The organism is Psychrobacter sp. Sarcosine-02u-2 (assembly GCF_002836335.1).
In the GTDB taxonomy this organism is placed as follows: domain Bacteria; phylum Pseudomonadota; class Gammaproteobacteria; order Pseudomonadales; family Moraxellaceae; genus Psychrobacter; species Psychrobacter faecalis.
This window is the reverse complement of sequence record NZ_PJBX01000126.1, coordinates 23,086-42,437: the sequence shown is the minus strand read 5'-3', so window position 1 is coordinate 42,437 and position 19,352 is coordinate 23,086. Positions and strand designations below refer to the sequence as shown.

Genomic DNA, 19,352 nt, shown 5'->3' with positions numbered 1-19,352 from the left:
GTAGGCCAATAAAGACCAGTGATTTCGCGAATGTTATATAAGTACCAGCTCTTTTCAGGTGACCGTCTCTTTGCGTGATTGTCCCCAATATAAAGGCTTTAGTGCAGGAAGATAATGGGTGATTTGTAAACAGCTGACAGGCAAAAAAACCTTTTAACCACTTATCTATCAATCAGCCAGCCTTGCTCGGTCGCATACTCAACCTGTTTCAATAGCCATTGATGAATACTCGGAAAGCTGTCTTTAATAAACCTTAGGACGCCAGTCACTTGCGAACGTGTCACCTCATGATCACTCCATGTTTTCCCGCCCGTATTTAAATTTAACAAAAATGGCAAAATTCGATCAACCACTCTCAGCAGCTCAGCCTCTTTGCTCCTGCCCGTTTCTTGCGCTTCCCAAATCTCACTTAAGTTTTTGATACCATTGCCACGCTCGGCTTGCAATCGAGCGATGCCCTCGCGCTCTCCAGCGTGAGCGTCAGCTCTACTATTGGCAAATAAAAATGTATCACCGGCATCAACTTCACCCAAGTCATGTATTAATGCCATTTTCAGCAATTTTTCATGATTAACATCAATCTCAAACTGTTCAGCAATTGACCAACAAGCCATCGCCAAATGCCAAGAGTGCTCGGCAGAATTCTCCAACCGATTTGTTTTCGTCACATAACTGCGCCGATTGACGCGTTTTAGCGCATCCAACTCTAATAAAAAATGCGTTACATCGTCAATATCAATATTTGCAGCAGTCGCAGGGTCGGTCGACGGTGTATGGTTGACACCATTAGAATAGGGTAACGTCATGATTCTCTCTAAATAACTGATAAATTTGAGCGCTGTCTTTTCACGCAAAGGCAGATATTATAGTAAATATTTAAGCACCGCGGCATTTATAGCCGTTATAAAAACCATAAACAATCTGCTTCGATATAATTTTTCGATAAAAAAATAGCGCCGATAGTATTGGCGCTATTTTATTTTTAAGAGTTATTAAGAAACTATTTTTAATAATTAAACTTGCTTAAGCATGAGGCTTAATTAGGCTACTTAATCAAATTGCTAATGGTTTTAAACGCTGGGTCTTTACTGCTGCGGCATAATTCAAACAGAATGGATTCTACCGTGCTAATCACACCACCAGCGCGGCGAATACGGCGAATCGCTTGCTTTTTATCATAAGGAAAGCGTGAGCCGACCGCATCACCAATGATAACGGGCTGCATGCCATTATCGAGTAAATCAAGCGCCGTTTGCATCACGCAGACATGCGCCTCTACCCCAAACAATAAAACGATACTACGATTTTGCTGGGCCAAATAATGCCACGAATCATCGTTATCGCAGGCGCTAAACGTCACTTTCTCAAAACTTTTGGCATTGTCACCTTCTAGTATATCGCGTATTTCAGGCAACGTATCGCCAAGTCCTTTTTTATACTGCTCATTGAGCATGATAGGAATATCGAGCGCTTGCAAACCCTTAATCAGAGTGACTGTTTTTTTAATGATACTTTCGTGGTCATAGATGTGTGGCGTCAAGCGTTCTTGGATATCGATAATCATCGCTTGGGTATTTTCGCGGGCGATACGATAAGTGCGATCGGTAATCATGGTAGACATAGTACACTCCTTGTACGACTGACCTTATTATTAAAGGCTATGTTAGATTTATCATGGGTGTTTTCGTTATTCTTCTTATTCCTATTTAGTCATAGTTTGCTAAGCGGGTCAATGAAGATAAATCTTATTAACAATTATGAACAGGATATTATAAAACCAGTTTTTAATTGACCAACGTAAAAACCCCTAGTTATCATGACTAGGGGTTTTTGTTAAAGATATAAAACTAAAAAGATTTATTAAAACGCTTAAACACGCTCAATCACAGTGGCGATACCTTGACCTAGGCCGATACACATAGTGGCAAGGCCAATCTCTGTATCCATTTGCTCCATGGCGTTTAGCAAAGTAACCGTGATCCGCGCGCCTGAACAGCCAAGCGGATGACCTAGGGCAATCGCGCCACCATTGACGTTGATGATGTCTTGCTTGTCGGTCAAGTTCAAGGCTTTCAGTACCGATAGTGCTTGAGCTGCAAACGCTTCGTTAAGCTCGATGGTTTGCATATCATCGATGCTCATGCCAGCGCGTTTTAGGGCTTTTTGGGTCGCAGGAACTGGACCATAACCCATGATAGCCGCATCACAACCAGCAACTGCCATACTACGAATACGCGCACGAGGTTTTAGACCCAAATCTTTGGCTTTTTGCGCGCTCATGACGAGCATCGCTGACGCACCGTCAGATAGAGCTGATGAAGTTGCTGCAGTGACTGTACCGCCTTTTGGATCAAAGGCTGGACGTAGCTTTTGCATTTGATCCATCGTCGCGTCTGGACGAATCACCTCATCGACAGTACATAGTTGCAAACGACCGGCGGCATCATGCCCTTCAATACCGATTATTTCATTGTCAAAACGACCTTCAGTGGTGGCAGCCCATGCACGGCGGTGCGACTCAAGACCAAAGGCATCTTGCTCTTCGCGAGTGATGTTGTTCATACGACCCAGCATTTCAGCAGTCAAGCCCATCATGTTTGAGGCTTTTGCATAATGTTTTGAAGCTTCAGGGTTTAAGTCAACGCCATGCATCATACCAACGTGACCCATATGCTCAACACCACCGATGATGAAAACCTCACCTTGGTTGGTCATAATTTGCGCAGCAGCTGTGTGTAGCGCCTGCATAGATGAGCCGCATAGACGGTTCACCGTTTGGCCGCCAGCAGTCTTTGGAATACCAGCTAGCAAGCCGATATTACGACCGATGTTTAAACCTTGCTCTAAAGTTTGGTTCACACAGCCCCAAATGATGTCTTCAACGTCGCGTGGGTCAAAGTCGTTACGCTCAACCAAGGCACGAACCAATTCAGCAGAAATGCTATCAGCGCGCACGTGGCGGAACATACCGTTTTTAGATTTACCCATTGCTGAGCGTACGCCATCTACGATGACCACGTCTTTTGGACTTAAAGTTGTCATACTATCTTCCTTTTCAATTTTTATTGTCAGTGGCAGTACCACAATGCTCGTCATATTTTATGTAAAAGATTATTCATAATAAATAAATCATCAACAACCTTATCGAGCGTGGGTACGGCACTTCATCCTAGTAATGACCGACCATTACGCGGTGGCGTAAAAAGTCTCGCCTGCGGCTGCCATATCGCGAATCTTTTGCGGCGCTTCATAGGCTTTGCCAAGGTGCGCGTATTTTTCGCATAGCGCCAAGTAGTTATCTAGACCCATTTGGTCGATATAACGGCAAGGGCCACCGCGGAATGGCGGGAAACCAACGCCCATAATCATCGCCATATCGGCTTCAGATGGCGTGCTGACGATGTTGTCTTCTAGGCAACGTACGGTTTCATTACAGAACGCGAGCATGGTGCGGTCGATGATGGTTTGATCATCAAAGGTTTGCTTGTCGCTATCTGTTGTCGCTTTTAATAGCTCATAAGTCGCTTCGTCAGCCACTTTCTTTGGCTTACCGCGCTTATCAGTCTCATATTTATAGAAACCAACACCGTTTTTCTGACCTAAACGATTGTTTTCATATAGATGCTCGATAGCACCTTTATAATCAGGCTTCATGCGATCAGGGAAACCTTCTGCCATCACTTCTGCGCCGTGTACGCCCGTATCTAAACCAACCACGTCGATTAGATAAGCAGGACCCATTGGCCAGCCGAATTTTTCCATGACTTTATCGACATGAGCAAAATCCGCACCTTGCTTAAGCAGCAAATCAAAGGCACCAAAGTATGGGAACAACACACGGTTTACTAAGAATCCTGGGCAGTCATTGACCACAACTGGCACTTTGCCCATTTTAGATGCTAATGCAACGGTGGTTGCAATCGCTTCTTCAGATGATTTCTTACCGCGGATAACTTCAACGAGTGGCATACGATGTACTGGGTTAAAGAAATGCATGCCAACGAAGTTTTCTGGACGCGCAAGTGCTTCAGCCAGATAAGTAATAGAAATCGTCGAGGTGTTTGACGCTAAGATACAATCGTCTTTTACCAGACCTTCAACTTCTTTGAGTACCGCACGCTTGACGTTTGGATTTTCTACCACGGCTTCGATAACGATGTCAGTCTCTGCAAAATCACCATAGTTTAAAGTCGGACGGATACGGCTTAGCGTTTCGCCCATTTTTGCTGGGGTCATCTTTTTGCGTTCGACCATTTTGCCAAGTAGCTTGCTGGCTTCGCCCATACCAAGGTCTAATTGCTCAGACTTGATATCTTTCATGATGATTGGCAAGCCTTTGCTGGCTGCCTGATAGGCGATACCGCCGCCCATGATACCGGCGCCAAGTACGGCCGCTTCAGTAATTTCATGTGCTTTTTTGCTGTGCTGCTTGGCAAGTTTTTTCACCAATTGATCGTTTAAGAATAGACCGACCAAGCTTTCTGCTTGTGGAGTTTTCGCCGCTTTGGCAAAACCAGCCGCTTCGACTTCGATTGCTTTATCACGTGGCAAATTAACGTGTTTTTCAATGGTTTCGATAGCGATTGCTGGCGCTGGGTACTGCTTAGGATTGGCTTTAGCAAAGATCATACCTTTGGCACTGTTAAACGCCATCGCTTGCTCAAGCTGGTTTAGCTTTACAGGATTCAGCTTTTCTTCACGCTTTGCTTGCCAATCAAGCTCACCTGAGATACATTTTTTGACTAGGTCAATGGCTGCATCTTGCAAATCATCTGCAGGAACGGTCGCATCCACTAGGCCAAGTTTTAACGCATCAAGTGGTTTTTTTGGCGTACCAGTGGCGATCAATTCAAGCGCATTGTCGATACCGATCACACGCGTACTACGCACCGTACCACCAAAGCCTGGGAAGATGCCCAATTGGGTTTCTGGTAGACCGATAATGGCTTTGTCGCTCATGACACGGTATTCACAAACCAAGGTCATCTCACAACCACCGCCAAGCGCGGCGCCATTGATGGCCGCTACTTTTGGAAATGGCAGGTCTTCAAAACGGTTGAAAGCGTCATTGATATTAACGACCCAATCTTTAATTTCGTTTTCTGGATTCTTAAATGAACCGACGAATTCTGTGATGTCCGCACCAGCGATAAACACGCCTTTACTTGAGGTGACGATTAAGCCTTTAACGTCATCCGCTTTTTCTAGCGCTGTCACAACTTCAGCAAATTGCTTATTGGTTTCAGCATCAAACTTGTTCACGCTCTCATTTTCGGCGTTGTATTGCATGTTGGCGATGCCATCCTCTAGCATTGTCACCGTAATGCGATTTCCTTGGTATACCATTTGAAACTCCTTGCTATATAACGAAAGCTACGTTTTAAAATTAAAAGCTTTAAAATTAAAGGTCATAGTCAGTTATTGTTAGTAAAACGAGTAATAACACTGCCAACATACTGCTTTAAAAGTCAGTATATGAGCAGTGCAGATGTCTTTATTATCCAGCGCTCATGTTTGTATTCATTTTTTGCAACGCTATCAGGCAATAGCAAATATGAATACGGCGCTTCATTTATATACGTTTGTTACCGGTACTGATGTTATAAACACTGACTGAACATTGAGATGATGAGTCACTTAACTCAGGCTAAAAACCTATGTGCTAAGTGCCAGACCATTTTCACGCCAATTAGTGTAGGGGATTATGCCCCCGACTGTCACAAGCTAATACCATACTCGCAAGTCACTCTTAAGTCGACACCAACCCTTTACCTTGCGGCCAAGGTGCTTTAGGTGTCCGCCTGTATACTGAGATTTAAGATAGGAATTAGCCTTTATTATCAAAACACATCTAACTGCCAAGTTAAATCAATAATAGGTAACAAGGGTTTGTTGCATTATTACGCCTATTCAACGGGCTTTTTTACGCCAGTTTTTAACATTAAACCGCCAAAAATGCGTCATTGATAATACTCGTAGCATAAGGAATATAATCTATCATGCTACACTAGCGCTATTTTTATTATTCACCTGATTAATGGTTGGATTATGACTGTTTCCCCTGCTTCTACTTCTATGCCAAGCCCTATGTCTTCAACAACGGCTTCAAACACTGTTTCAACAACGGTGCCTTTTGCGAGCTTTAATAATAATACTGAACAATTTCATAGCGCCGTGCGCACGCAACTGGCGCAAGATATCGAGATGCTGTTTGCTTACGCTGAGCTGCCAAGTCCGCTGCTTGATGCCTGCCGTTATGTGATGACCGGTCAGGGTAAATTGGTACGGCCGTTATTGGTCGCCAGCGCCTTTGACAGTGTCCATCAAAGCAATGCGAATGACAATGTTAATAGGGCTGATGAATATGTCGATAAAAGCACTGATAAAGAAGCTAAGCAAATTCAGCAAAATAGCGATTTAGAATCACTACTAGAAAACGACTCCGATTACGATATGGCGCGCCGTGCAGCATTGGCGGTAGAGCTGTTGCATACTTATTCACTGGTGCATGATGACCTGCCTTGTATGGACGATGATGAGCTGCGCCGTGGTCAGCCAACTGCCCATATCGTCTTTGCAGAATCGACCGCCCTGCTCGCCGGTGACGTGCTACAGACGCTCGCCTTTGAGGTACTGACCGCAGAGCTGCCAACTTTTGCGCCGTATGACTCTGCTATCGCAAGCCAGCTTATCGCGATATTTGCGCCGCGCGCCAGACGCATGGTTTCTGGGCAAATGCTCGACCTCAATGCCGAAGCCAGCACTGGCATTTCACAAGATGATTTAGAAGCCATCCACCGTGATAAAACCGGTGCATTGATTGAAGCGGCGATGCTCATGGGCGGTATCTGTGCAGGTGCGACGGCGCCGCAGCGTATTGCCCTACAAGAGTGCGCGCAGCATATTGGTCTGGCTTTTCAAGTCCAAGACGATATCTTAGATGTGACCACCAGCACCGATACCCTTGGCAAACCTGCTGGCAGTGATGAAAAGTTAGACAAATCTACCTATGTGAAACTGATGGGCGTCGAGCAAGCGACCCGCTATGCGCAATCGCTATTTAATGACGGCCGTGCAGCCATTATCCGCGAGTTAAGCAGCCGTGAGCTGAGTGGTAAAAAAGACAGTGCAGACACTAACGCCTTATTGGCATTAATCGAATGGCTATGGTCACGTAAAAAATAAGCTCAGCAATAAACATTAAAAACGATAAAGAGTGGTCAACATGGATAGTACCCCTACTCAGCGTATCTACCTCGGCACTGGCGGCTATAGCGATACCGATCTGCTTGGTACGCTGTACCCAACCGGCACCAAAAAAACTGACTTCTTACGCGAATACGCCAAGCAATATGGCGCGGTTGAGATTAACAGTACCTTCTATGCGCCCATCGGGCAAAAAGCCTTTGCTGGTATGGTTGATAAAGCCTACGTACAAGCGGATAGTGAGTTGAAGTTCGCAGTCAAACTGCATCAAGACTTTACCCATGCGCGTAAAGGCACAAGCGAGCATGCGCAAGCTTTTATCACTGCGCTCACGCCCCTTATCGAAGCGGATGCGCTTGCACCATTACTGCTGCAATTTCCGCACGGCTTTGATCGCACCCGTGAGCATCGGCTTTATCTTGCCAATTTGGTCAGTTGGTTTAAAGACTATCCGCTAGCGATTGAGTTTCGACATAATGGCTGGCATACGCCGCAAGTGGTCGATAGCTTTGTCGAGCAAGGTTTGATTTGGTGTAGCGTCGATTATCCCAAGGTCAGCGGCCTACCGCCGTCACGACTGATATTTACCGAGCGCACTGGCTATCTGCGCATGCATGGTAATAATACGGGCTGGTGGGATGCGGTGAGCGCTAGCGATCGGCATGATTATCGCTATACCGAAGCTGAAATGCAGGACTGGGCACAAGCGATTGCCAATCAGCGTCAGCATTTTGATACGCTGTATATCTTCTTTCAAAACACCGTCAATGCGCATGCGTATTATAATATTGCGATGTTAAGGGAAGCGTTGAGTAAGTTTGGGTTTGAGGTGCTTTAATAGAAAAATCATTGCTGCTTGGAGTAAGCAAATCATGCAACCATCAATAGAAATGACTGATAAATTTATCTTAGCAATTAATAATGTTTTAAAGTCAAAAGGTGACATGACACCTATGATTGAAGTTACTTCACAGCTGAAGCTAGTTAATTTAGATTACTGGGAACGCCTCATACGTGAGGAAGTAGCAAAATACTTAGTATCACAACCAAAGTGGGAAAGCTTGTCAAAAGCTATCAAATCACTATTTATTGAGCAAGCATCTTGGCTAGGACTGGTCAGTTGGGACGGCTACGAACGCGAAAAAAGTCTAAAATTATTGTCAGAGAGCGCCCCTAATGCTTTTTTTCTTATATTAATTGCTCGCAGATTAAATGATTGGGTTCCAGAAGTTCGTGTGGCTGCCAAAGAAGCTTTTATCTTAGTCAGCCGCAAAACTGACTCTAAAATTATTGCAGAAGCTTTGATAACCATTTTATCAAATTGGAATTCATGGGGTCGTATAGGACAAGAAAATAGAAATGTCATTTTAAATACTGCTTTAAGAAAAGATGTCACTTTATCATTGAAAAATAATTTAATCACATTTGCGTCAGGAGCCATTCCTAGTTTATTGTCCCAACTTGGTCAGCTGCCTATTTTTGATGATTACCTCAATGAAATTGCTCATAATGCCATCCAGCCTTACGTAAGAGCTAAAGCGTTTCGTAGTTTGTTTGAAGCCCGAATGACATGGATTAGTGGTTATGAATGGAAGTGGATTGATAAAGCTTATGGCAGAAGAAAATTAATACCTGTTATTGCTGAACGAAAAATTGATGTGCATATATCTCTAATCGAATTGCTTAATAGATCAGCGTTTGACCGATCTTCAATTGTTCGCAGCGTATCAGCAGAATTTCTTATTATAAATCTTGACCGCCTAAAACAAGATGAAGTTAAATTCTTTGCAGAGAAGTTTGCTTTGGATAAATCCAATGCAGTATTAGAACGAGGTCAATTTGTAATTAAGAAATTAAATGAAAAATTTTACCAAAGTCCGACTAAGTTTTTATAGGAGCAAAACCAAAAAAAGGACGCCTCTCAGCGTCCTTTTCCTACTTATAAAGTAAATCAAATACTTAGTGGTTAAAGATTACTCTTCAACACCAGCATCTTGACCTTTATATTTTGCGTTTGCGTAGTCCCAGTTCACTAGCTTGTCTAGGAAGGTATCCACATAGTCAGGACGACGGTTACGATAATCGATGTAGTAAGCATGTTCCCATACGTCACAAGTCAATACAGCGACTTGGTCATGCGCCAATGGGTTATCAGCATTACCAGTTTTAGCGATTGATAGTTTACCACCAACTTTATCAGCCACTAGCCAAGCCCAACCAGAACCAAACTGTGAAGTTGCTGCGTTTTTGAACTCTTCACGGAATTTGTCATAGCTACCAAAATCTTCTTCGATTTTCGCTTTCAAATCACCAGTAGGTTCGCCGCCACCATTGTCAGGCGTCATACAGTTCCAATAGAACGTATGGTTCCATACTTGCGCTGCTTGGTTAAACATGGTTTTTTTGCTGTCATCTTTCGCAGTCGCTTTGATGATTTCTGGTAATGTTTTGTCTTCTAGACCAGAACCCGGTAGCAATTCATTTAGCTTGTTTACATAAGCGGCATGATGCTTGTCATGATGGTACTCTAGCGTCTCAGCACTGATATGTGGCTCGAGCGCATCTTTTGCATAAGGTAAGTCTGGTAAAGTAATATTTGACATAATTATTTTATCCTTGCTGGTTTAGCCATTAGTATTAGGTATAGCTTAAATCAACGCTATAAATTATCGGACTAAATTGGCTTAGTTTATTGTTAGTGAAAGTCATTACTCAATATGCTAAGCATATTGCGGTAAACCTAAAAGGCTTGCATGCTAAAATTATCTTAAGCGCGCATCACTTAGTAATTAATGTACTTATAAATATACAATGGGCAAAAACCATGATGAATATTTATAAGAATTATTAATTAAAAGTTCACAAGCTATAAGATATAATTCACTGTAGCTTATCGCCTATTATAGCAAGAGTGGTGACAAATATCAGTTACCAAATGTTATGAATCAACGATTCGTTATGCTAATTGGTAATTTAGCTCATGCTAGCCTAGAATATAGCAGTATTAGTGAATCAATGACGGACAAAAAATATGACCCAAGCCAGCAGCGCAAACCTGACTCTACAAGAGCATTTAACGCAAACAAAGCTCGCCAATCAATGGGTGCTTGCCAGTAATAATAAAGGCAAACTTGCGGAGTTTAAACGCTTATTTGCAGCGGCAGATTTGGCTGTGACGATTGTCCCGCAAGGTCAGCTTAATATCGAAGACGCGATTGAGGACGGTTTGAGCTTCGTTGAGAACGCTATTATCAAAGCGCGGCATGCCAGCCGCGCAAGTGGCCTACCGACGATTGCGGATGATTCAGGACTTTGTGTGCCCGTATTGGGCAACGCGCCCGGTATCTATTCTGCCCGCTATGCTGGCGAGCATGGCAATGACGCCAAAAACAACGCCAAGCTTATCGCTGACTTGCAGCCTATTCGTGCAGCCAAGCCAGATACCCCTATTAAAGGCGTGTTTGTGTGTATGCTAGCTATGGTACGTCATGCCGATGACCCGCTACCGATTATCGCTCAAGGTTTATGGCACGGCGAGATTTTAGACGCGCCGCATGGTGATGGCGGTTTTGGTTACGATCCGCTGTTTTGGTTGCCAGAGTTGCAAGCGACGGCGGCAAGTCTCAGCGCTGCGGACAAAAACAGCATCAGTCATCGTGGTCAGGCCATTGAGCAGTTATTGGCGCAATTGCCGTTATAAGCGTATTCGATAATAAAGCGTATTTGATGATAATAAGCGGGCAGATTACGGCAAAGCTAAGCTTATAAATCACTGACGGGGCAATTAAACAGATAATTTTTACTTTGATAAACAGATAGATTATACTGTTCTACTTTTAAAATTTTGTTGAAAGCCGTTATTTGTCTGTATAATTGCGCAAAAAGCGTTATTATGCGGGCGATTAGCAGTTAATATTGATATCTGAGAGCGTTTATTTAGAATAAAGCGTTTCATATTTTTGTGCCGTCAGCGATTGCTACGCTCACAGATTGCGAAATCGCGCGCTAGCAATATCCCCTATTTATTCCAACGGCAACCAGTAGCACACGCGTATTTTGCAGCCTGGTTGTCTATTTCTATTTAATCCTAAAGGTGTAACGAATATGGCTACAGATTTACAAGTCACAACCAACAAGCTGTCTAACAAAGAAACTCAGCTAACGGTTAAAGTACCCGTTGAAAAAATTCAAAACAAAGTTGAAGGCCGCATCAGTCAAGTGGCGAAAACCGCCAAGATTGACGGTTTCCGTAAAGGTAAAGTACCGATGTCGCATATCCGTTCACAGTACGGTGCTGGCATTCAGCAAGAAGTCATCAACGATGTGATCCGTGATACTGTATTTGAAGCGATCAAATCTGAAGACATCCGTGCTGTTGGTATGCCAAACATCGACGACGTAAAACTTGAAGACGACTTCTTGGTTTATCAAGCGACTGTTGAAATCTTCCCAGAAATCGACGTCCAAGGTATCGATGAAATCGAAGTTGAGCGCCACACTGCAACCGTCAGCGACGAAGACGTTGACACCATGATCGAAAACCTACAAAAGCAGCGTCAAGAGTTCGTTGAGAAAAAAGGTAAAGCGGCCAAAGACAACCAAGTGACCTTTGACTTTGAAGGTTCAATCGACGGCGAAAAATTCGAAGGCGGCTCTGCTGAAGACTTCAAACTGGTTATCGGTAGCAATCAGATGATTCCAGGCTTTGAAGATGGCATCAAAGGCATGAAAGCGGGCGAAGAAAAAGTCATCGACGTCACCTTCCCAGAAGATTACCAAGCTGAAAACTTGGCTGGTAAAGAAGCACAATTTAAAATCAGCGTAAAATTGGTTGAAAAATCAAAACTTCCTGAAATCGACGACGAGTTCTTAGAGCTATTCGGCGTGAAAGAAGGCGGCGTTGAGAAATTAAAAGAAGACGTGCGTAAAAACATGGAACGCGAAATCAAAAATGCCGCGCGTAGCCAAGTAAAACAAGCGACCTTTGACGCACTATTAGAAAAGAACGAGTTTGACGTACCAAACGCTATGCTAGAGCAAGAAATCGATCGTCAACGCAACATGATGATGCAACGTTTTTCTCAGCAGTTCGGCGCCAACGCTGATAGCTTCGATAAAGACATGCTGCCAAATGAGCTGTTTGAAGAGCAAGCGCTACGTGCTGCCCGTCTTGGCATCATCGTTGCTCGTATTATCGACACCAAAGGCTTAGAAGTCGACCAAGAACGTGTTGAAAGCTTTATCAAAGAAGCCGCTGAAAACTACGAAGACCCAGCGGAAGTCATCGAGTACTACACCAATGACAAGCAGCAACGCGCTAACATTGAGTCAGTAGTGCTAGAAGACCAAGTGGTTGATTATTTAATCGAGCAAGGCCAAGTAACGGACAAAGAAGTGAGCTATCAAGACCTATTAGCCGCTCAGCAGCAACAAGCCATGTAATCATGTGATCTAGCGCTTTGCCAGTCAGTACTAACTGGTTTAATACCTAGAATAATCAAAAATGCCCTGACACCTTTGTTAGGGCATTTTTATTGCCCGTTTATAAACTACTGTCTTAATATAGTGAGTGAAAAGTAATATTGATACATCACACACTGCTGATATCAATTTTTCTTGCTTGCTGTGCCTGCGCAGACAGAGGCTAAAAAAAATTGATATCAGCAATACCGTAGCGTGTTTAGGATATTTTGAATATAGCATTTTTTATAAACAGATTATTCATGCTGCCCTTGATAAGTGCGCACAGACGCCTTATTAATAGGGAGTCGTTTATCATTTGTCACATTAAAGCGTTATTATTGCTGTGATAAAAAAGTTACCATTGGCTCACTTATTTCTAGCGGCGACCAATATTTATTAGCCACTATTTTAGCAGGCAGAGCCAATCTGCTTGATTGAGTATATTTTGGCGCCGGATTAATTTAATAAAATAAAATGTATGCGTGAATAGGTTTTATTTTCTAGTAGGTTTTATTACCAAGCGATAATGTTTACAATGATAATCATCAATAACAATGTAGCCAACAGCTAGCTTCTATTTTTTATTTTATGGACTTATAAACAGGACATCTTTATGACAGATTATGATCGCATCATTGCTAACCCGCATTTTGATATGTTGATGAGTGCGCATGACAATGTACAAAGCACGACTCAAGCCGCATTGGTTCCAATGGTGGTTGAGCAATCAGCGCGCGGTGAACGCTCGTTTGATATTTTCTCACGCCTATTACGTGAGCGCGTTATCTTTTTGACCGGTCAAGTTGAAGACCACATGGCCAATCTTATCGTGGCGCAGCTATTGTTTTTAGAAGCCGAAAACCCTGATAAAGACATTCATTTATATATCAACTCGCCCGGCGGCTCAGTCAGTGCAGGTTTGGCTATTTTTGATACCATGAACTTTATCAAACCTGAAGTCTCAACCATTTGTATGGGCGGCGCGTATAGCATGGGTTCGTTCTTACTGGCAGCGGGTGAAAAAGGCAAACGTTATGCTCTAGCCAACTCGCGCGTAATGATTCATCAGCCATCAGGCGGCGCGCAAGGTCAAGCAACCGATATCGAAATTAATGCGCGTGAAATTCTAAAAACCCGTGCTCGTTTGAACGAGATTTTGGCTGAGCGTACCGGTCAACCGGTAGAGAAAATCGAAAAAGACGTTGAGCGTGACTATTGGCTAGATGCTAAAGAGGCCAAAGAATACGGCTTGGTTGACGAAGTATTAGAGCGCCGTCCTGATTCTTTATAAGCTTTAATTTCTTTATAAGCTCTGATAATAGACGTTTAAAGGATTTTAAAACATCAGTGGCCTAAATGCGCTACGGTAGAAGAAATATATCAACTGCCCTACGCTTTGGCGCTGATGTCCATAATCAAAACATTGATAAGCATTAAATTTTAGGAGTGCCTGTATATGGCAGAAGATAACACCCCGCATTGTTCGTTTTGCGGCAAAGAAAAAAGTGAAGTAAAGCAGCTGATTGCCGCTGACGACGCCAATATCTGTAATGAATGTATCGAGCTATGTACGGACCTGATTGCTGATAGCGCCGAAGATGGCGACGACGACAGTGACATTGATACCTCTTGGGTCAATAAAAAACTGCCAACGCCAAAAGAGCTACGTGCCAAGCTTGATGAATATGTCATCGGCCAAGATGCGGCGAAAAAAGCCTTAGCGGTCGCAGTTTATAACCATTATAAACGCCTAAAAGTCAGCCAAACGTTGGCTAGAGATAGCAAAAAAGCCAAAATCGGCGCTGATGACGCCATGGTTGAGTTGGCAAAAAGTAATATCTTGCTGATTGGCCCAACGGGTTCTGGTAAAACCTTGCTTGCGCAAACACTCGCACGCTTACTTGATGTGCCGTTTGCGATGGCAGATGCGACGACGTTAACGGAAGCCGGTTATGTCGGTGAAGATGTTGAAAACATCGTGCAAAAGCTCTTGCAAGCCTCCGACTATGATGTTAGCAAAGCTGAGCAAGGCATCATATATATTGATGAGATTGATAAAATCAGTAAAAAAGGCGACAACCCTTCTATCACTCGCGACGTGTCGGGCGAAGGCGTACAGCAAGCGTTGCTGAAACTTATCGAAGGCACGGTTGCCGCTATCCCGCCACATGGTGGTCGTAAGCATCCACAGCAAGAGCTGATCCAAGTCGATACCAGCAATATCTTGATTATCGTTGGCGGTGCGTTTGCCGGTCTTGATAAAGTCATTCAGCAGCGTACGGAAAAAGGCGGTATTGGTTTTAACGCCGATGTCAGCTCCAAAGATGACAGCCGCCGCAGCTCAGATTTATTGCAGCAAGTCGAGCCAGAAGATTTAATCAAATTTGGTCTCATTCCTGAATTGATTGGTCGTCTGCCTGTATTGGCTGCGCTTCAAGAGCTTGATGAAGAAGCTTTGGTACAGATTTTGACAGAACCGAAAAACGCCTTGGTAAAACAGTATAAATATCTGTTTGAAATGGAAGGCGCTGAGATTGAGTTTACCAAAGAAGCGCTTGATGCGATTGCCAAAAAAGCCATGGAACGTAAAACCGGTGCGCGTGGTCTGCGCTCTATCGTCGAAAACGCTCTGCTTGAAACCATGTATGAGCTACCATCGATGAAAAATGCCAAAACAGTATTGGTTGATGAGCAAGTGATTAACGAAGGCAAAACCCCTAAAATTGCATAAGTGATGATTGGGTAAAAGCACTTCATATGCTTGACGGGCTATATGCTTAACAGGCTATTGATTTAAAAAGCGTCTGATAGTTATTCAGGCGCTTTTTTGTGTCTGTGCTTTATCATCATAAGCGGGCTAAAAATGACAGCTGCGTTTATCAATCGATAGCAGCCAAAGGGAGAAATCATGCTAAGGTAAAGCGACTTTGATACGTTATCCTTATCGACGACCACACTTTTCAAATCAATGATACAAAGGACTGTTTATCATGCTTAATCACGTTTCTAGCAATGTCTCTGCAGTAGCAAACTCTCTACGCCAACATCTGCCTTTTTCCTCGCAGCAAGACCACGATATTACCCCTTACTATGCCAATCATGTTGCCGCTATCACCGGTGCAGGTTCTGGTATGGGACGCGAGCTTGCCCTGCATTTGGCAAAAATGGGCTGACATCTGGCGTTATCGGATATCAATCCTGAACAATTGGCGCAGACCAAGGAGCTACTGGTCGGCTATGATGTCAAAGTTACCACCACCGTACTCGACGTCTCGGACAATAAAGCCGTCGAAGCGTGGGCGGATAGCGTGATGGCGGAACATGGTAAAGTGAATTTTATCTTTAATAATGCAGGCGTGGCGCTCTACTCTTCCGTTGAAGGCAGCAGCATTGGCGAGCTTGAATGGGTGATGGATATCAATTTTTGGGGCGTGGTTTATGGCACCAAGGCGTTTTTACCCCTGATTAAAAATAGCGTCAAAGAAAGCGAAATTAATACTGGTAAAAAAGATAACAAGGCGCGCCATTTTAACGAGCATGGTCATATCATTAATATCTCAAGCCTGTTTGGTTTGACCGCGCAGCCGTCACAATCGGCTTATAACGCCAGTAAATTTGCGGTACGCGGCTTTACCGAAAGCCTGCGCCAAGAGCTAGACATTCAGCGCTGCGGCGTGTCGGCAACTTGTGTGCATCCCGGCGGTATTAAGACCAATATTGCCAATAGCGCACGCGGTAACGACAGTATCAGCGACCTCGGTATGCGTAGCGGTAGCAAAGCCATTCGTAGCTTTAATAAATTTTTAAAATTCGATGCCAGCGCAGCGGCTTGGATTATCTTACAAGCCGCCGCCACCAACCAGCCACGCTGTTTGATTGGCAACGATGCCAAAATGATGGATGCCGTCCAGCGCGTATTCCCGTCTCGTTATGGTCAGGTACTCAATGATATCAACAAATTATCGCGTAAATTAAAAGGCAAAAAGCGCGCGAAAAGTGCCAACCGTAAAGCGGTAACTACTCATTAATATAGCGGCAAATACACGACGATAAGTTAAACTATTAAACAAACATCCTTAGCAAAAAGCGCATGAATACTTCGCTATTCACGCGCTTTTTAGTAGAAAACAACATATAGTCAAAATATCCTAAAAACGCGACGGTATTGCTGATATATCGATATTACTTCCCACTCACTATAGATACTGTGGTTTGCGCTTCAGCTTTCTTTAACTTGGTTTGTCACGTTATGTTTTATTTTCAATTTAAAATCACTTTACGTATTTGTATTTGATACCATCATGTTACTGATTGATTACCCCGTAGTTTTTGATGAACAAAGTGGAGCGTATACGCAAAGTCATGCTGTCGTTTTTATCTAAACCACAGCATAAGTTCTGCCATCATTGCTTCTAAATTGACACATCGATAGATTTTTATATATTATATTTTAAGATAATGACATTCCAATGAGAAAGTTTTTACGCACTAAGTCTTCTATTTGGTGGTGTGTCAAAAAGTATGCTGATTAAAACTTGAACAGTTTTTGAAGCCTTGAAAGCCCTATAGAATCAGAGAACTTAGCATAGATTTTTTATTGGCTTCTATCGCCAGCATACTTTTTAGAACACCACCTTCTATTTTAGTAGCGTCTATCTTTGCTCTTGGTGCAACTGTTATCACAGGTTGTGATAATAGTAGTGAAACTAAGGCAGTTGATCGCGTTGAAGAGGCAGCAGCCCTAGCACGCGTAAAGGATCTTGAGGCACGTGCAGACACCTTAAAAGGTAACATGCCTGCTGCCAATGATATAACTGCAGGCAGCGCTGATGCTGCAAGCGGTAAACCGTCCATTAAGATGCCAGACGAATCGACCATTCCAGATGATGAGTATGGCGCTGCCGTACGCCGCGGTCTACAGCTTGCCAACCATACTTATAAAGAGCTGCCGAATAACGTTGGTAACCAGCTTAACTGTACCAGCTGTCACCTAGGCAATGGCTCAGAAGCGTATGCTGCACCTTGGAACAATATGCCAAGTATTTACCCGATTTATCGCTCACGCGCAGGTCGCGTCAATACCATTCAAGAGCGTATTAACGGTTGTTTTGAGCGTTCGATGAATGGTAAAGCACTCGATCTTGATTCAGATGATATGAATGCGATGGTGTCTTATATGAGCTGGTTGTCGCAAGATATGCCATTTGGGGTATCACCTGAAGGTCGCGGTTTTGTAAAAGTGAATAAAGAGTTAGAGCCAAACCCTGAAACCGGCAAAAAGCTGTTTGCAGAAAAATGCAGCTTTTGCCACGGTGCTGATGGCGAAGGTCAATACAATGATGATGGTACTTACCTTTACCCAGCAGTCGCAGGCGACAAGTCTTTTAATGATGGCGCAGGCATGGCGCGTACATATACCGCCGCGGCCTTTATTAAAGGTAAAATGCCGTTCGGTCAGGGCAATACACTAAGCGATCAAGAAGCGGTCGATATTGCCGCCTACTTTACCCATTTGCCGCGCCCTGTCAAAGCCAATAAAGACAAAGATTGGCCAAATGGCGATGCACCAAAAGATGTGCGTCGTTAATTGAAAAACTTAGGTGTAATGGACAAAATTCATGCTGGCGTAGGGTCTAACGCTATATACTGTCTATATTTGCAAGGAATCAACGCCATGAATCAAAAAACTGCCCTTTTTGTCGTGATAAACACACCAAGAAGAACGGACGTAAGCTTGGCAAACAGCAGTATCAATGTCTCGCTTGCAGCCGGCAGTTTTTAGGTGGCATCAGACTCAATAATCAAACCCTATGGAGGGAATACACTCAGGGTAAACAGACCTACCAGCAACTGGCTGATAAATACCACTGTAGTCTTAAAACCATACAAAGGCGCTTAGATAAAGTTGATATTGAGTATCAAGTAAAACGTCCTAAGACTGCTAACATCATCATGGACACCACTTACTTTGGTCGTAAGTTCGGTTTAATGGTTTTTATGGACAATACTACTAAAGCGGTTCTTTACTACGCGATAGTCAGTCATGAAACCAATAGTACCTACAAACAAGGAATTGATCATCTAGCATCGTTAGGCGTTGATGTACAAAGCATCACCTGCGATGGCAGACGAGGGCTTAGAACGTTATTTACTTGCACCCCTTGCCAGATGTGCCAGTTTCATCAGGTGCAAATAGTGACTCGTTACCTCACTCGTCGCCCTAAAAATATTGCTAGTATCGAGCTTAGACGGCTCACTTTAGACTTAACTAAGCTTGATAAAGCCACGTTCACAAAATGCTTAGATCAATGGTATTTAACCCATGAAGACTATCTGAGTGAGCGTAGCATCAATGAAGATACTGGTAGAACGTGGTATACGCATAAGCGTCTTAGAAGTGCTTATCGCAGCCTCAGAACCAATAGTGATTGGTTGTTTACTTATCAAGAGTATGAGCAGTTAGACATACCAAATACCACCAATTCTCTTGAAGGTTTATTCAGTGAGTTAAAGCGCCAATTACACAGTCATCATGGTCTAAATGACCAGCGTAAGTTACGGTTTATTAAAGACTTTCTACTATCAAAATCACTCAAATAGCATGAATTATGTCCATTAGCGACTACCTTCTACTTTTTAGCATGAATTTTGTCCATTACACCAAAACTTATGAGTTAGACCAT

The 19,352-nt window shown here is 43.4% G+C and carries 14 protein-coding genes and 1 pseudogene; 10 read left to right on the top strand and 5 right to left on the bottom strand.

Annotated features, from left to right (window positions below):
* Window positions 1-161 precede the first annotated feature (161 nt).
* The 4 genes from CXF58_RS03930 to fadB all read right to left on the bottom strand — a co-directional run bounded on the left by CXF58_RS03930 (window position 162) and on the right by fadB (window position 5,346).
* Complete coding sequence (locus CXF58_RS03930; protein ID WP_068407758.1) at window positions 162-806, bottom strand: HD domain-containing protein; 645 nt, start codon at window positions 804-806, stop codon at window positions 162-164.
* A gap of 239 nt (window positions 807-1,045) precedes the next feature.
* Window positions 1,046-1,621: an isochorismatase family protein gene (locus CXF58_RS03925; RefSeq protein WP_068407760.1), complete on the bottom strand. Its 576-nt coding sequence runs from the start codon at window positions 1,619-1,621 to the stop codon at window positions 1,046-1,048.
* A 248-nt stretch (window positions 1,622-1,869) separates the two neighbouring features.
* On the bottom strand, window positions 1,870-3,042 hold the full coding sequence (gene fadA / locus CXF58_RS03920; RefSeq protein ID WP_068407761.1) for an acetyl-CoA C-acyltransferase FadA: 1,173 nt from the start codon (window positions 3,040-3,042) through the stop codon (window positions 1,870-1,872).
* Between the two features lie 144 nt (window positions 3,043-3,186).
* Window positions 3,187-5,346 (bottom strand): fatty acid oxidation complex subunit alpha FadB, encoded by a 2,160-nt coding sequence (gene fadB, locus CXF58_RS03915; protein WP_068407762.1) that lies wholly within the window; start codon window positions 5,344-5,346, stop codon window positions 3,187-3,189.
* Between the two features lie 702 nt (window positions 5,347-6,048).
* On the opposite strand from fadB, the gene CXF58_RS03910 reads away from it, so the two are divergent.
* The 3 genes from CXF58_RS03910 to CXF58_RS03900 are packed head-to-tail and all read left to right on the top strand — an operon-like array spanning window position 6,049 to window position 9,101.
* The gene (locus tag CXF58_RS03910; RefSeq protein WP_416375569.1) at window positions 6,049-7,185 is read left to right on the top strand and encodes a polyprenyl synthetase family protein; all 1,137 of its coding nucleotides are present in this window, start codon (window positions 6,049-6,051) and stop codon (window positions 7,183-7,185) included.
* 40 nt (window positions 7,186-7,225) lie between these two features.
* Window positions 7,226-8,044 (top strand): DUF72 domain-containing protein, encoded by an 819-nt coding sequence (locus tag CXF58_RS03905; protein ID WP_102076665.1) that lies wholly within the window; start codon window positions 7,226-7,228, stop codon window positions 8,042-8,044.
* Between the two features lie 34 nt (window positions 8,045-8,078).
* On the top strand, window positions 8,079-9,101 hold the full coding sequence (locus CXF58_RS03900) for a hypothetical protein (RefSeq protein WP_068407770.1): 1,023 nt from the start codon (window positions 8,079-8,081) through the stop codon (window positions 9,099-9,101).
* 78 nt (window positions 9,102-9,179) lie between these two features.
* On the opposite strand, the gene CXF58_RS03895 is transcribed toward CXF58_RS03900, so the two are convergent.
* Window positions 9,180-9,809, bottom strand: a complete 630-nt coding sequence (locus CXF58_RS03895) for a superoxide dismutase (protein ID WP_068407772.1) — start codon at window positions 9,807-9,809, stop codon at window positions 9,180-9,182.
* Between the two features lie 452 nt (window positions 9,810-10,261).
* Here CXF58_RS03895 and rdgB point away from each other — a divergent pair, with 452 nt between their 5' ends.
* The 7 genes and pseudogenes from rdgB to CXF58_RS03860 all read left to right on the top strand — a co-directional run bounded on the left by rdgB (window position 10,262) and on the right by CXF58_RS03860 (window position 19,269).
* Complete coding sequence (gene rdgB / locus CXF58_RS03890) at window positions 10,262-10,906, top strand: RdgB/HAM1 family non-canonical purine NTP pyrophosphatase (RefSeq protein WP_376779306.1); 645 nt, start codon at window positions 10,262-10,264, stop codon at window positions 10,904-10,906.
* A 404-nt stretch (window positions 10,907-11,310) separates the two neighbouring features.
* The gene (tig, locus tag CXF58_RS03885; protein ID WP_068407778.1) at window positions 11,311-12,648 is read left to right on the top strand and encodes a trigger factor; all 1,338 of its coding nucleotides are present in this window, start codon (window positions 11,311-11,313) and stop codon (window positions 12,646-12,648) included.
* Window positions 12,649-13,282: 634 nt separating this feature from the next.
* Window positions 13,283-13,960, top strand: a complete 678-nt coding sequence (clpP, locus tag CXF58_RS03880; protein ID WP_102076664.1) for an ATP-dependent Clp endopeptidase proteolytic subunit ClpP — start codon at window positions 13,283-13,285, stop codon at window positions 13,958-13,960.
* A 165-nt stretch (window positions 13,961-14,125) separates the two neighbouring features.
* Window positions 14,126-15,400 (top strand): ATP-dependent protease ATP-binding subunit ClpX, encoded by a 1,275-nt coding sequence (clpX, locus tag CXF58_RS03875; protein ID WP_068407781.1) that lies wholly within the window; start codon window positions 14,126-14,128, stop codon window positions 15,398-15,400.
* Window positions 15,401-15,800: 400 nt separating this feature from the next.
* A pseudogene (locus CXF58_RS03870) lies at window positions 15,801-16,697 on the top strand (SDR family NAD(P)-dependent oxidoreductase).
* 569 nt (window positions 16,698-17,266) lie between these two features.
* Entirely contained in the window at window positions 17,267-18,256 is a 990-nt protein-coding gene (locus tag CXF58_RS03865) for a c-type cytochrome (protein ID WP_228706533.1), read from the top strand.
* Between the two features lie 65 nt (window positions 18,257-18,321).
* Window positions 18,322-19,269, top strand: a complete 948-nt coding sequence (locus CXF58_RS03860; RefSeq protein WP_416375570.1) for an IS256 family transposase, variant Zn-binding type — start codon at window positions 18,322-18,324, stop codon at window positions 19,267-19,269.
* Window positions 19,270-19,352: the final 83 nt, after the last annotated feature.

What these genes read in the sequence shown, in the direction of transcription:
- CXF58_RS03930 (WP_068407758.1), bottom strand. Translation starts at nt 806, where the DNA reads ATGACGTTACCCTATTCTAATGGTGTCAACCATACACCGTCGACCGAC.
- CXF58_RS03925 (WP_068407760.1), bottom strand. Translation starts at nt 1,621, where the DNA reads ATGTCTACCATGATTACCGATCGCACTTATCGTATCGCCCGCGAAAAT.
- fadA (WP_068407761.1), bottom strand. Translation starts at nt 3,042, where the DNA reads ATGACAACTTTAAGTCCAAAAGACGTGGTCATCGTAGATGGCGTACGC.
- fadB (WP_068407762.1), bottom strand. Translation starts at nt 5,346, where the DNA reads ATGGTATACCAAGGAAATCGCATTACGGTGACAATGCTAGAGGATGGC.
- CXF58_RS03910 (WP_416375569.1), top strand. Translation starts at nt 6,049, where the DNA reads ATGACTGTTTCCCCTGCTTCTACTTCTATGCCAAGCCCTATGTCTTCA.
- CXF58_RS03905 (WP_102076665.1), top strand. Translation starts at nt 7,226, where the DNA reads ATGGATAGTACCCCTACTCAGCGTATCTACCTCGGCACTGGCGGCTAT.
- CXF58_RS03900 (WP_068407770.1), top strand. Translation starts at nt 8,079, where the DNA reads ATGCAACCATCAATAGAAATGACTGATAAATTTATCTTAGCAATTAAT.
- CXF58_RS03895 (WP_068407772.1), bottom strand. Translation starts at nt 9,809, where the DNA reads ATGTCAAATATTACTTTACCAGACTTACCTTATGCAAAAGATGCGCTC.
- tig (WP_068407778.1), top strand. Translation starts at nt 11,311, where the DNA reads ATGGCTACAGATTTACAAGTCACAACCAACAAGCTGTCTAACAAAGAA.
- clpP (WP_102076664.1), top strand. Translation starts at nt 13,283, where the DNA reads ATGACAGATTATGATCGCATCATTGCTAACCCGCATTTTGATATGTTG.
- clpX (WP_068407781.1), top strand. Translation starts at nt 14,126, where the DNA reads ATGGCAGAAGATAACACCCCGCATTGTTCGTTTTGCGGCAAAGAAAAA.